Here is a 14,405-nt window from a genome sequence, read left to right as displayed (position 1 = left end):
TACATTTAGTTGGCAAGGAGATCAATGCTATCTACACTAGCAGAAAGCGTGCTCTTTATTTTCCAGATTCTAAATTGTGAATTTTATTATGAGGAAACCTATTTGTGGATACTTGGATACTAGTAGGACTCGTATTCGTTTTTCTGCTAGTGCTAGCTCCGATACTTGCTATCATTGCCATCAATCGAACTGGTCGGTTGCAGTACCAAATTTCGCTGTTAAATCAGAAGGTTTCCTCATTAGAAACTCGACTTTCTAACTCTGAACCCTCACAAAGTGTATCTGTTGATGGTGTAACGGCTCCCCAACCAAGCTTCGATGATAAGCAAAGTGCCTCCTCGATGAGCCATATTGTTTATCAGAAGGCTGAAAAAGAGCCTGTTTTATCTGACCATGTTTTATCTAGTAATGTGAGCTCGGTTCCTATTACGGAACAAACTCTTCATAAAGACCCTCTCGATTGCTCCCTAACTAATGAAAACATCAATCCAAATAGGTTTGATAACTCGGCAGCATCGCAAGTAGATCCAAATCGGTTTAATCATAATAAACGTGAAGAAAATCAAAATAATCAAAACACGGCGAGTCATGATAAATCAATATTTAGCCATTTCTTTAGCTGGCTAATGAAAGGAAACCCTGTTGCGAAAATAGGTATTCTGCTGTTATTCCTAGGTGTAGCCTATTTACTGAATTACAGCGTGCAAAATGACATTGTTTCCCCGCAAATGCGTTTGATTTTTAGCGCAGTAGGGTGCTTAGGCTTACTTGGAGTAGGTTGGTGGTTACGGAATAAAAAGGCATTATTTGGGTTGATTTTACAAGGGGGGGCAATAGGTTGCTTGTATATCACTATTTTTGCTGCCTTTAAATTATATACGATGGTGCCATATGGAATGGCATTTGCCTTTATGTTGCTTATTTGTGCTGCAAGTATTGCTTTGGCATTATTGCAGCGAACAATTAGCTTAGCGGTTTTGGCATCAATAGGCGGGTATTTAGCACCTTTATTACTATCTACTGGTGGTGGAAGCCATGTTGTTTTATTTTCTTATTACTTGATGCTATCAATCGGTATTTTAGTTATTAGTGTGTGGCAGGCTTGGCGCCCTTTAAATTTAGTCGGTATGGTGATGACTTATGGCGTTGCCGTTTTATGGGGGGTAGATAATTACCAGCCAGATTATTATTTATCCTGCCAACTCTTTATTATTGCTAATTTAGTCGTATTTAATGCTTTAACTCAACTATTTTCACTACGTTTTGAACATAGCAAGCAACTTATCGTTGATAATACGCTTTTGTTTGTTCCGCCTTTTATCAGTATTGCTCTTCAATTCTTTATTTCACAAGGGGAAGGTTTGCTGCCGGCCTTTATTTCTCTGATGATAGGCTTGCTATATCTGGTTACGGGTTTACAAGTGCATAAACGCTATAAATCTGCTGGCAAGAATATGGCATTAGCAAATATTATTATTGGTGCTGGATTTATCACGTTAGCTATTCCACTGGCATTAACATTTGAGTGGACCTCGATTATTTGGTCATTAGAAGGCCTGTTAATTCTTTGGTTTGGTTTACAGCAAAGCCAGAAAAAAATGGCGACGATAGGCTCTTTATTGATAGTTATTAGCGCAATGACTTTATTAAGTGATTATCCTTATCTATATTGGAGTCGCAGTAGTACTTATATGGTTCCAGTACTATTAGTCGCATGCTTTATGGCGGGAGGGCTTTTCCATACACGTCGTAAAGAAGATGGTAACTTTACTTTATTTAGTTACGGTTTCTTAATTATTGGTTTGGTGACTTGGTTCTGCTGGCTACCTTTATTCACCGACATTTTGTCATGGAGTCGTGAATCTGAAGGCTTTATTATTTTAGTCTTGGTTGTTATTTCTGTTTGGCTTTGGCGTTTATACGCTATCCATATTAATTGGGTACCGTTATTACTATGCCAGTCTATCTTGTGGATTGCGGGGTATTATTATCTTAGCCTAGATTTCTTTAACGACCAAAACCCGATGGGGCGTGGTGAAGGTTCTCTTATATGGCCAGTTGTTTTGGGCAGTTCTGTTTTATTTGTTATTCATGCATATAAGCTTCGCGATCCCTGGATGCAAAGATGTCTCCATAGCGCTAATTTATGGTTAATTCTTGCGTTTATTGGTACTCAAGTAAATTGGTTCGTTTCTATTTTACCTTGGGGAATGCATGAAGTCGGGTATTTTATGTATATCATGGCCATAACGCTAACCATTATTGTTCTGTATTGGCTACAAAAAAATAGAATGCCACCGATGAAACGCAATGGACTGATTTATTGGTATTCGATGCTTCCTGTCGCTGTCGGACTAATTATATTGTCTGGCTATGCTAATTTAGAAGATGGCAAACTGACGTTTTGGAATTACATACCTTTAATCAATCCATTAGATGAAGCTGGGTTATTTAGCATTGCTGCTCTAGTTTTAATACGTAGAGGGTTCATACAAAAAATACGTAAAGTGACAGTCGTTAATTTCTGGGTTCTGCGTAGTTTATTCGTAGTCATAATTGCACTTTCTGCTTATTGGTTTAATGGCATTTTAATTCGTGCAACAGCAGATTTTGCCGCGCTGAGCTGGAATTATGAAACCCTCTATGATTCGCGCTTAGTACAAACTGTACTTTCTATCAGTTGGGCACTGGCTGCATTAGCCTGCATTATTATTGCCACTATCAAGAAAAATCGTATTTGGTGGTTTATGGGGGCAGGTATTTTTGCGTGTGTTATTGCCAAGTTATTCTTAATTGATATTTATGGGCAAGGTGGTATTTCTCGTGCAATTTCCTTTATTGGTGTTGCATTGTTAATTTTAATTGTTGGGTATTTTTCGCCATTACCACCAAAAGAAGCAAAAGGGAAAGTCGAACAGGAGATACAACCATGAGTTTAATAAAAAATACAAGACTAGGTAAGTTTATTACTGTCCTCTCTTTATCATTGTTTTCTAGTTATATGAATGCAGAGACAGTGGAAGAGACGACACCTTATAGTTTTTATCAAGGCTCAGAAATAAATGTGCTTGATACATCGACCCCTTTTTATTGGTTAGAGCTTCCCGTCAATGCGTATATTAATTCAGCGTACCCTAAAACGTTGCAAGATGTTCGAGTTTTTAATGGTACTGGTAATGAAATGCCTTCCGTATTATTTTCTGATACTGAAAAATCCGTCTCTAATGAAAAAGTAGTTTTTACACCACAACGTTTAGTGACCCAAGTTGACAGCGTTAATTCCGATGATGATGTGCGTAGAGAAAGGCAACATCTACTCGTCGAATCTATCCCTGGTAAAGTGAATAGAATTGAGTTGCCTAGTATGCAAGCGAAAGATAACGTTGCTTATCAGGCTTATTTATTAACGAGAAATCAAAACCAAACTAAAGATGCACCCGTTAAGAGCCTGACATTAAACTGGGCTAAAAGTGAGAAAGAGTGGCAGGCAAAGGTATCTATTTTTGCTAGCGATGATAAAGAAAATTGGTTAAATGTAGCATCGAACCAGCCAATTATGAATTTAAAATTAAATTCTGAAACTATTGCAAGTAACAATATTGAATTATTGAATGGTAATTCAAAAGCATTAAATGCGCCGTATCTTATGGCTGTAATTGTAAGTGCTCCAGATATTGTTATACCCGATTTATTAAAAGTAGATGCCAATTCTAGCATATTTAATTCAACTGACCGCCAAGAACTATTTCATTTTGAGATGACGAACGATGGCGTTTCAAAAGATCATATAATCTATCAGTTACCTAGAGCACTGCCGTTAAGTGAATTACAAATACAGTTGCAACAACCAAACCGCGTGATCCCCTTAAAAATAGAGTATTCATCTGATCGCGGTGAAAGTTGGAAATTACTCACTAATATTGTAGCCTATAATCAAACAATAAATGGTGATTTAGTCAGTAATCCAAGCACTGCACTTTATGGCGAAATGGTAGGGAAAGTAAAAATTTCTGCGCTCAAAGGCAGTTGGGAGGATCAACCGCCAAGGTTAACGGGAAAACGAGATGCTTATAACCTTATTTTTAATTTACAAGGTCCCGCGCCGTATTTACTTGTTTGGGGAAATAAACAAGCAAGTTTTGATAAATTAACCACAAGTCAGCTTGTAGGTAAACCAGATAACATTGATGAATTAATGACGAATTACCCCCAGTTATTTCTTGATAACACGATCATTGAGTTGGGAGGGGTAGATAGATTAACTTCAGTAGAAGAGGCTGATGATAATTTTAACTGGTTGACAATGACGTTATGGATACTGTTATTTATTGGTATCTTAGCATTAATCTATTTTTGCTGGTATTTACTAAAAGAAGTCAATTCTTCAGATAAAGCTAATCATGAAGAGTTATAACTAGACATTTTTATTAACCAAATAGGGAATTGTACTCTATTTGGTTCCAAATTACGTCTTTGACAATTCTGACATCTCTTTACTCAAGCATGAGCACACTTACCTTTAGTCTGTTTTTTCTGACAAGGATTTGCGCTAAAACAGTCATAACGAAATAGGAGATAATGATGGAAAGAACATTACTGGCTCGTATATTTATTATGATTGTTATTTTGACCGGCTTTTCAATAACAGCCCAAGCTGCAAGTAATACAGTATTAACAGAAATTGTAGCACATAATCAAGTGAGATATGAGTATGTATTACAAAATACAAACCAAAGTGAAGCAGACATAGAGTTTGAACGAGAAACAAAAGAACGTGATAGTTCCCAATTGCGTAGTATTATTAATGATAAACGTTTTACAGGTCGGCAGTTTAGAATATAGACAAATAAATAATAACTAAATTTTTACTATATACACTAATGTTGATTATTAAGTGAACGTTCTAAATAAAGGAAATTCTATGCATCAAGGCGAATGTTTATGTGGTTCAGTAAAAATCACAACAGCAAAAGATATTAGTCATGTCAGTGTATGCCATTGTGGAATGTGTCAAAAATGGAATGGCGGCCCAGGCTTTAGTGTTGATTGTGGTAACGATTTAATGGTAGAGGGACAAGACTCGGTGACAATCTTTGCATCATCCCAATGGGGCGAGCGTGCATTTTGTAATAATTGTGGTTCACACCTTTTTTACCATTTACTTTCACCTTCAACATACTATGCATCAGCAGCTTTATTTGAAGAGAGTAAAGATGCGCAATTGAGTATGCAAATTTACATAGATAGTAAGCCCCAATATTATAATTTTGTAGAAAAAACGTCCATGCTGACAGAGAAAGACATTATGGAAATGATGTCCCCGTCATCGGATTAAAATTTCTAATTATTACTTTAATAGTAAGCAGTAAGGGGGGGAGTAGTAGCCACCTAAACTGTATTTTTTTGATGCTATTGGTTAAATTAATTTCTTGTTTGTCATGCGAGTAATTTAAATTTGTTTTACAATTAAGAAAATGACTAGGTTTAAACGTTGTTCAGAAGGATAACAAATGAATAGTATGAAAGGAATGCGTCATGCGAGTAATATTGCGTGGGTACTACAATGGATACTAAATATTGGCTTGATCTCACTCGCTGCTGTACTTGTATTCTTTTTAGCTAAAGAAACGGTAACAATGGCTTCATTAATGTTTGGTAGCTCAAAAGGGGCAACGGCCTATGAATTATTAGAAGGCATTGTCATTTATTTTCTGTATTTTGAGTTTATTGCCTTGATTATAAAGTATTTTATGTCAGGGTATCACTTCCCATTAAGATATTTCATCTATATAGGTATTACAGCAATAATTCGTTTAATTATTGTTGACCATAGTGATCCAATGACAACGCTTTTGCATGCAGGGGCAATTTTAGTATTAGTTGTTGCACTTTATATTGCAAACACTGAAAAATTAAAGCGTGAATAACATACATTAGTATAATTTACTAGCATACAAAAAATGTGTAATTATTATTCCTTTTTTTGTATGCGTAACCTCCTAGTAAAACACTTAAGTAATATATTCTGTATCTAAATCTATAAATTAATAAAATTTAAGATATGGTATATGTGGCAATTAAAATTAACATAAAAATTTCTAATATTTTATTTTGAAACTGGTTTATCCTGTTAAAACTAATCGCAAAAGTATTTTACTTTTATATATAGGTTATTTACTGTTATAAAGTTTCTATTCTAATAACATAAGTAGCTTGTAAATATGACAACTAAAACACTCCCCAAGAAGAAAGGGTTCTTAAACCGTGTTGAGCGCATTGGTAATGTTATGCCTGATGTGACTATGCTGTTTGTTTATGCCCTGATTATATGTTGGTTTTTATCTTATCTACTTTCTTTTGTAGATTTTAGTTATTACCATCCTATTTCAAAAGATAAAATCGCTATAGTTAATATGTTTCAGTATGAGGAAATAATATTATTTATTACTGCGGCAGTTAAAAACTTCATTAATTTCCCTCCTCTTGGTATAACGATAGTGGCAACATTAGGTATTGGTATTGCTGAAAGCAGTGGTTTTATTAATACCGCATTGAAAAAAATGCTGTCGTTTATTTCACCTAGAATGCTAACGCCTACAGTGGTATTTGTGGGGATCGTTTCTCATATTGCTTCGGATTCTGCCTATGTCATTTTAATGCCAGTTGCAGCGATGATGTTTTATGCAAGTGGTCGTCACCCGTTAGCTGGAATTGCTGCTGCATTTGCAGGTTTAGCGGGGGGATTTACTGCAAGTTATACACCTTCAATTATTGACCCAATAATGCAAAGTTTTACGCAAGATGCTGCGCAAATGCTAGCACCAGGTTATAGCGTAAATGTTTTATGTAACTATTTCTTTAGTTTGGGCGGTACATTTGGCGTTATTTTCACTTGTTGGTTTATCACTGAAAAAATTGTTGAGCCATGGTTAAATAAAAACTGTCCGATCAGTGTAAACGACGTTGATACTGATTCTGAAAAAGATTTAGGTAAAATCACGGTTGCTGAAAATCGTGCATTTCGAATTGCAGGTTTAGTGCTAATTGCTTTAGGTATCGGATTATTTGCATTGTTATGGCCAGAAAATTCGCCATTACGTGGGCCTGACGGTAGCTTAACTAGCCCGAAAGCACCTATTATGCAAATCGTTGTGCCTTTACTATTTATTTTCTTTGCTTTACCAGGCATTGTTTATGGCTACATGACGAAATCTTTTACATCAACAAAAGATGTTGTTAAAGCAATGGAAAATATTACTAAATCACTTATCCCATTTATTGTTTTTGCTTTTTTTGCTGCCCAATTTTTATATTCATTTCAACATTCTAATTTAGGCACATTATTAGCGCTTTCAGGGGCTGAACTATTACGTACACTCGATATGCCATCTGGAATGACTGTTTTTGGCGTAATTATATTAACGGCTATTTTAAATATTATGATTACTTCAGCGACATCAAAATGGGCAATTATGGCACCTGTATTGGTACCGATGCTAATGGCTGTAGGAATTTCACCTGAATTAACCCAAGCGGCATTTCGTGTTAGTGACTCAGCAATGAACGTGAGCACACCGATGTTTCCGTTTTATCCGTTAATTCTAATGTATTGTCAAAAATATTATAAAAATGCAGGAATAGGAACATTGTGCTCAATGATGATCCCATTCACTGTTGGGTTATTAATTATTTTGACTTCAACATTATATTTATTCTGGGCTTTTGATATCCCAATTGGTTTCGATAGCGGTTACACGTGGCATCCTGCACAATAAGTAGAGCCTATACCCTATCTATTTATTAAATTAATAGATAGGGTAAATATAGTCAATGCAAGGAATATAAAATGAACGAATTAGGTAAACAATTAGAGCAGCGTTTTTACCGCTATCTCGCTATTGAAAGCCAAAGTGACGCAGCAAGCACGATTGTTCCAAGTACAGAGGGACAACGTGAGCTAGCAAAATTACTAGCGCAAGAGCTTGAAAGCTATGGTCTTAAGGATGTTTATATTGATGACCATGCCATCTTATATGCAATGCGACCAGGAAATAAACCTTCCGCACCCAAAATAGGTTTTGTCACTCATCTAGATACGGTCGATGTTGGTTTATCTCCCATCATTAAGCCTCAAACCTTGAAGTACGAAGGTAATGACTTATGTTTAAATGAAAAAGAAAATATTTGGTTTAAGGCAGCAGAGCATCCAGAAGCCGCACCTTATGTGGGTGATGATATTATTTTTAGTGATGGTACTAGCGTACTGGGCGCTGATAATAAAGCCGCTGTAACGGTTGTTATGGAATTAATGAATAAGCTGCAATATGCCGATTTTGATTGTGGCGATATCTACGTTGCGTTTGTACCGGATGAAGAAATTGGCCTGCGCGGCTCTAAAATTATGGATTTATCCCGCTTTAACGTTGATTTTGCTTATACGATTGATTGCTGTGCACTTGGTGAAGTTGTGTATGAAACGTTTAATGCTGCTTCTATCGAGGTTTCAATTAAAGGTATTACCGCTCATCCCATGTCAGCCAAGAATGTATTATTGAATCCTATTCGTGTTGCCCATGATTTTATTGGGTGCTTTGACCGCTTTGATACTCCAGAACATACAGAGCATCGCGAAGGCTATTTTTATGTGACAGATTTAATCGCAAACCCAGATAACGCTAAAATTAAAATGGCGATCCGTGATTTTGACCGCCATAGTTTTGCAGCACGAAAACGTTTTATAGAACAATCGATTGATTTAATAAAAGCTCGTCATCCGCGAGCAAAAATTGAATGTAATATTGTTGATGTGTATAGCAATATTAGCGATTCATTAGGGGATGACCGTACAGCGATCGATTTAATTTTTGATGCATTGAAAATCCAAGAGGTTGAACCTAAAGTAATTCCGATGCGTGGCGGTACGGATGGTTCTGCTCTGTCGGCAAGAGGCATTTTAACCCCCAATTATTTTACGGGTGCACTGAACTTCCACTCATGTTTTGAGTTTCTACCAATACGCTCTTTTGAGAAAAGTTATTTAGTCTCAGAAACTATTTGTCGTTTAGTTGGAAAAAAATAATCTATCATTTTATTTTTAATATAAAGACCACCCGATAAGGTGGTCTTTAATTATTAATAACAATGAATCATTCTTTTAAATTATAATTTAATGTTATTTTTAATGAAACAAAGTTAAATAAAAAAGTGTATATAAATTTTTTATTTATTCATTTATTATTTTTGCAATTAATTTTAAAGTCCAATAGGTGAATTAATTGATTAATATAATAATAATTGATGATAATAAAATTGCAATTCGTGGTTTTGAGGCATTTTTTTCACGTCACATACGCTATAAAGTTGTTGCTTCTTTTCCATTAGTAGAGCATGTGGTTACATGGAATCGATGCCAAAAAGCAAATATGATTTTAATCAGTAGTGATAGTTTTCGTTATGACTCACTAAAAACCATACAAACACTTCGCCGAACTCAACCGGATGTCGGGATCATTATTTACAATGTCAGAAATAATCCTTCGTTTTTTTTAAAAGCGTTAGATATCGGTATTTTCGGTTTACTTAGCATCAATGTGACAGAAGAGGACATCATTGAAGCTATCCAAATAGTGAGTGCTAAGCGGCGGATAATATCTCCAGATATTGCCCAAGATCTTGCTCTTCAGCGGTTAACTTGTAGTAATCAACAAGATTTATATGATTTATTATCGGGACGTGAGTTAGAAATTATGTTGATGATCACTCAGGGAATTCCTATCAAACAGGTGGCAGAGTCACTTTCCTTAAGCCCTAAAACAGTCAATACCTATCGATATCGAATGTTTAGTAAACTTAATATCTGTAGTGATGTAGAATTAACTCATATAGCCATCAGTTATGGTTTAATTACAGCAAAACAGGGTTTATTCGCGTGTCAGAACAGTTCGAACCAAAAGCTTTCTTAAAAACAGTGACTAATCAACCTGGTGTATACCGCATGTATGACGCTGGGGAAACGGTTATTTATGTAGGAAAAGCAAAGGATCTCAAAAAGCGCTTATCAAGTTATTTTCGTGAAAATGTGGGGAGCCGCAAAACAGAGCAGTTGGTTAAGCAAATCGCCTCTATTGATGTGACGGTGACTCATACTGAAACAGAAGCGCTATTACTTGAACACAACTATATTAAGTTGTACCAACCACGTTATAACGTATTGTTACGCGACGATAAATCGTATCCTTATCTATTTTTAAGCAGTGAAGCACACCCTAGAATTTCGATGCATCGAGGGGCTAAACATGCGAAAGGTGAGTACTTTGGCCCCTTCCCAAGCTCTTATGCGGTGAGGGAAACATTAGCATTAATGCAGAAGTTATTTCCGATACGTCAATGTGAAGATAGCATGTATCGAAATCGCTCAAGGCCTTGTTTACAATATCAAATTGGCCGTTGCTTAGGCCCCTGTGTTAACGGTTTAGTTTCTGATGAAGACTATAATCAACAAGTTGAATATGTTCGTTTATTTTTAACTGGAAAAGACAAACAAGTTTTAGCTGGTTTAGTTGAACGTATGGAAAAGGCGAGTTTAGAGCTACGTTTTGAAGATGCAGCCCGCTTTAGAGATCAAATTCAAGCAGTCAGGGCAGTTACCGAGGAGCAATATGTATCGGGTGACAGCGATGATCTGGACGTTATTGGTGTTTCTTTTGAATCGGGCCTTGCTTGTGTGCATGTACTTTTCATTCGCCAAGGAAAAGTACTTGGAAGTCGCAGTTATTTCCCCAAAATTCCAACAGATACACAGCTTGAGGAAGTGGTTCAAACCTTTTTAGGTCAGTTTTATTTGCAAGGAAGTGAAAATAGAACGTTACCTGGCGAAATATTATTAGATTTTGCATTAACAGAAAAAGAATTATTAGCTGAGTCTCTTTCTGAGGTCGCTGGGCGTAAAATTAATATTCAAAGTCAGCCTCGTGGTGTGAGAGCTCGTTACTTAAAATTAGCGAGAACAAATGCATCAATTGCACTTTCAACTAAATTAGCACAACACTCGACAGTACAACAGCGCATGGAAGCACTTGCTAAAGTGGTTCATTTAGAAAATATCAACCGTATGGAGTGTTTTGATATTTCACATACGATGGGGGAGCAAACCGTCGCTTCTTGTGTTGTATTTGATAAATCGGGTCCAGTTAAATCTGAATATCGTCGTTATAACATTACTGGTATCACTCCTGGTGATGATTACGCGGCTATGCACCAAGTTTTAACGCGTCGATATGGTAAACATATTGATGAAAGCAAAGTTCCTGACATTATCTTTATCGATGGAGGAAAAGGCCAATTAGGGCAGGCAACGGATGTATTTAATTCACTTGACGTTGATTGGGATAAAAAACACCCATTGTTAATTGGTGTTGCTAAAGGTAGTGACCGGAAAGCGGGGCTTGAAACGTTATTTTTAAAGCCTGAAGGAGAAGGTTTTTCATTGCCACCTGATTCGCCAGCTTTGCATGTAATACAGCACATCCGAGATGAGTCGCATAATCATGCGATTACGGGACATCGACAACGACGAGCAAAAGTCAAAAATACGAGTGCATTAGAGTCAATTGAGGGGGTTGGCCCGAAACGTCGGCAGATGTTGCTAAAATATATGGGCGGATTACAACCTTTACGTAATGCAAGTATAGAAGAAATCGCAAAGGTGCCCTCGATCTCATACGCCCTTGCAGAAAAGATTTATAATGCATTGAAACAGTGAGTGTCTTAGGGCAACATATTCATAATATCCAACTTGGTCAAAAAGTTAGTGAGCGTGATGAAATTAAACATACCAACGTGGTTGACATTATTTCGCGTCATCCTAATACCGTTTTTTGTATTAGCCTTTTATCTCCCTACCGCTTGGGGGCCGTTTGCATGTGCGCTTATTTTTGTTATTGCAGCGGTAACTGATTGGTTTGATGGGTTTTTAGCAAGGTTGTGGAAGCAAACTACAAAGTTTGGTGCTTTTTTAGATCCTGTTGCTGATAAAGTTATGGTCGCAACAGCGCTAGTGTTAGTCACAGAAAGTTATGATGTTTGGTATGTAACGTTACCTGCAGCAACTATGATTGCACGTGAAATCATTATTTCGTCTTTACGTGAATGGATGGCAGAGATAGGTAAACGCAGCAGTGTGGCAGTTTCTTGGATTGGTAAATTTAAAACAACGGCTCAAATGATGTCATTAGTCGGTTTATTGTGGCGTCCAACACCATTAATTGAAAACCTTTCAATTGCACTAATGTATGTTGCGGCTATCTTAACATTTTGGTCAATGTTCCAATATTTAAAGGCAGCATGGGGCGATTTGAGCGAAGCGTGATCGAAATGATTGAAAAAACAGCGAACGATCCAATTATTTCAATATTTGTATTGACTCGATAGGTGAAATCAGTAGAATGCAACGCATCGAACGGCAACATGGTTTACGAAAATAAATAAGTAAATCAGCCAGTTTGAAAGCATAAGCTGAAAAGTGAAGCTTAATGCGGGAATAGCTCAGTTGGTAGAGCACGACCTTGCCAAGGTCGGGGTCGCGAGTTCGAGTCTCGTTTCCCGCTCCAAATTTCGAAAGAAATTCGGACAAGGCGCGTTAGCAAAGCGGTTATGCACCGGATTGCAAATCCGTGTAGCTCGGTTCGACTCCGGGACGCGCCTCCAAATTTAGCCCAGGTGGTGAAATCGGTAGACACAAGGGATTTAAAATCCCTCGGCCTTTAGGCTGTGCGGGTTCAAGTCCCGCCCTGGGCACCAATTTAAAGTAATTAAACGCTATTAAGTGTTTAAGTTTGCTAATCACAGTGTATTTTATAGAATGCATGGGTTAGCTGGGTAAGTTAATAATTTGCCCAAATTTTAGAGAAAGACAATTTAGCCCAGGTGGTGAAATCGGTAGACACAAGGGATTTAAAATCCCTCGGCCTTTAGGCTGTGCGGGTTCAAGTCCCGCCCTGGGCACCACTTAAATTTCCAATCAGCTATGATTTGAAATTAGCAATTAACCACCTAAAGGTGGTTTTTTTGTACCTAATTTCCTTAAAGTGTTTTGTATCCGCTCAATTAATATCAATTCCTAGTAGTATTTCTTATTTTTATTCAATGGCTTATTAAAAAACAAAACGTTTTTTATTGTGTCAATTAACGCGTAATTCGTGTAAAAAACCGTAAGTCAGACCGTTCCGTTAGTGTTTTATGTCACTATTCTGGTTCTTGAAGAGGAACGGGCTATGTCTAACATGAAAACTGAAGTTGTAGTTGTACGATTAACTAAACATGAACGAGCATTATTAGATACAGTAAAAACAAAACCTTTATTGGCTGACTGGTTGAAGGAAATTGCTATGGCAGAGGTTAAGCAACAGGAAAATAAAAAGAGTAGTTAATTATGCAGAAATCAATCGAGTCATTTAATGTGATGATAGAAAAGTTAATTTTTTGATTAATTATTCGTTTTTGATAGTATCAAATTAGATGACTTAATTGGAATTTGAGAAGTGATGATAAAAGGACTTTTGTTTACGTTAATACTCGTATTTGTGTCTGGTTGTACAACGAAAAAACTGGATGCCCCTTATGGTTTTAGGTGGGGGCAAACCCCCGAACAGATACGTAAATTGCATTTAAAAGAATTACAATGTACTGAATTCCAAGAGGGAGGTGCATTATGTTCATCAACGGACTCCCCTCAAATAGCAAATAAGCTGTTTTTATTGATGTTTTCCCGGGAAAAAAATACGTTAATGCTAGTTTCTTCCCAAGGAAAAGTGAGTCGAGACCAATCAGTCATTTTGGCTGAGTATGATGCAATTAACCAGAAAATGTTTGAAGTTTATGGTTTACCAAAGCAAACAATCGAACGCTATAAACGGGATGTTTATTTCTTAGATAAGATATCGGATGACGAAACAACGCCATTTAAGCGAGTCTATGAAAAAGATGGCATGCAGATTATGGTCGGTATTGTTAGTAATGCCCATTTTCGCAAAATTCACGATAGAAAAGACATTGTTTACTCAGTGATGGTTATCCATAATTTAATACCAACTAAGCCACAATAAGCAGCTATTAAGCTGTTTTACACTCGTTAATGCTATTTGTTCTTTCATTTGGCAATGCGTTTTCATCTATTGTTTTGTCTCTAGATGCGCTCTTGGCTTTGTTAGGCAATCAGCCCAGAGGAAAAATAATTAACTTGAATCGATAATTAGATTTATGACGACGTGTTATTGAAGCTATTAATGATTTTAAATGAGCAATTAATGGAAAAATCATCAATAAACTGGTCTGTTCTCCTTATTTATTGTCACACTGTCTTAAGTAAATGGATAATATCAGGTATATTAGAGCCTGATTGTTAGCTA

General features: G+C 36.7%; 12 protein-coding genes and 4 tRNA genes. All 16 read left to right on the top strand.

The features are described from left to right. Positions 1-104: 104 nt before the first annotated feature. The 16 genes from PSF42_RS00970 to PSF42_RS00895 all read left to right on the top strand — a co-directional run bounded on the left by PSF42_RS00970 (position 105) and on the right by PSF42_RS00895 (position 14,102). Positions 105-2,933 (top strand): DUF2339 domain-containing protein, encoded by a 2,829-nt coding sequence (locus PSF42_RS00970; RefSeq protein ID WP_272679288.1) that lies wholly within the window; start codon positions 105-107, stop codon positions 2,931-2,933. Beyond that, the gene (locus PSF42_RS00965) at positions 2,930-4,414 is read left to right on the top strand and encodes a DUF3999 family protein (protein WP_125890876.1); all 1,485 of its coding nucleotides are present in this window, start codon (positions 2,930-2,932) and stop codon (positions 4,412-4,414) included. Before PSF42_RS00970 ends, PSF42_RS00965 begins: the two co-directional genes overlap by 4 nt. Before the next feature lie 164 nt (positions 4,415-4,578). Then, positions 4,579-4,842 (top strand): hypothetical protein, encoded by a 264-nt coding sequence (locus PSF42_RS00960; RefSeq protein WP_272679287.1) that lies wholly within the window; start codon positions 4,579-4,581, stop codon positions 4,840-4,842. A gap of 79 nt (positions 4,843-4,921) precedes the next feature. Beyond that, on the top strand, positions 4,922-5,335 hold the full coding sequence (locus PSF42_RS00955; protein ID WP_272679286.1) for a GFA family protein: 414 nt from the start codon (positions 4,922-4,924) through the stop codon (positions 5,333-5,335). Between the two features lie 184 nt (positions 5,336-5,519). Next, on the top strand, positions 5,520-5,927 hold the full coding sequence (psiE, locus tag PSF42_RS00950; RefSeq protein WP_172412229.1) for a phosphate-starvation-inducible protein PsiE: 408 nt from the start codon (positions 5,520-5,522) through the stop codon (positions 5,925-5,927). A 294-nt stretch (positions 5,928-6,221) separates the two neighbouring features. Continuing rightward, on the top strand, positions 6,222-7,775 hold the full coding sequence (locus PSF42_RS00945; protein WP_125890879.1) for an AbgT family transporter: 1,554 nt from the start codon (positions 6,222-6,224) through the stop codon (positions 7,773-7,775). Between the two features lie 71 nt (positions 7,776-7,846). Beyond that, on the top strand, positions 7,847-9,079 hold the full coding sequence (gene pepT, locus PSF42_RS00940) for a peptidase T (protein WP_125890880.1): 1,233 nt from the start codon (positions 7,847-7,849) through the stop codon (positions 9,077-9,079). Positions 9,080-9,275: 196 nt separating this feature from the next. Next, a complete protein-coding gene (locus tag PSF42_RS00935; RefSeq protein WP_272679285.1) occupies positions 9,276-9,962 on the top strand; it encodes a LuxR C-terminal-related transcriptional regulator in 687 nt (228 codons plus the stop codon). Beyond that, complete coding sequence (gene uvrC / locus PSF42_RS00930; protein ID WP_125890882.1) at positions 9,929-11,761, top strand: excinuclease ABC subunit UvrC; 1,833 nt, start codon at positions 9,929-9,931, stop codon at positions 11,759-11,761. Before PSF42_RS00935 ends, uvrC begins: the two co-directional genes overlap by 34 nt. Before the next feature lie 57 nt (positions 11,762-11,818). Continuing rightward, on the top strand, positions 11,819-12,367 hold the full coding sequence (gene pgsA, locus PSF42_RS00925; protein WP_125890883.1) for a CDP-diacylglycerol--glycerol-3-phosphate 3-phosphatidyltransferase: 549 nt from the start codon (positions 11,819-11,821) through the stop codon (positions 12,365-12,367). 165 nt (positions 12,368-12,532) lie between these two features. Continuing rightward, positions 12,533-12,608 (top strand) — tRNA-Gly (locus PSF42_RS00920). Positions 12,609-12,631: 23 nt separating this feature from the next. Beyond that, positions 12,632-12,705: transfer RNA gene (locus PSF42_RS00915), tRNA-Cys, on the top strand. A 6-nt stretch (positions 12,706-12,711) separates the two neighbouring features. Continuing rightward, positions 12,712-12,798, top strand: a tRNA-Leu gene (locus tag PSF42_RS00910). A gap of 120 nt (positions 12,799-12,918) precedes the next feature. After that, a tRNA-Leu gene (locus PSF42_RS00905) sits at positions 12,919-13,005 on the top strand. 266 nt (positions 13,006-13,271) lie between these two features. Beyond that, a complete protein-coding gene (locus tag PSF42_RS00900; protein WP_125890884.1) occupies positions 13,272-13,427 on the top strand; it encodes an MbeCy in 156 nt (51 codons plus the stop codon). Between the two features lie 114 nt (positions 13,428-13,541). After that, positions 13,542-14,102 carry a hypothetical protein gene (locus PSF42_RS00895; protein WP_125890885.1) on the top strand — a complete coding sequence of 187 codons (561 nt, stop codon included), beginning with the start codon at positions 13,542-13,544 and terminating at the stop codon, positions 14,100-14,102. The last annotated feature ends 303 nt before the right edge of the window (positions 14,103-14,405 follow it).

This window comes from Providencia sp. PROV032, from assembly GCF_028484875.1.
GTDB classification, from domain to species: domain Bacteria; phylum Pseudomonadota; class Gammaproteobacteria; order Enterobacterales; family Enterobacteriaceae; genus Providencia; species Providencia rettgeri_E.
The sequence above is the reverse complement of the archived record's forward strand: the minus strand, read 5'-3'. Positions and strand labels throughout refer to the sequence as shown.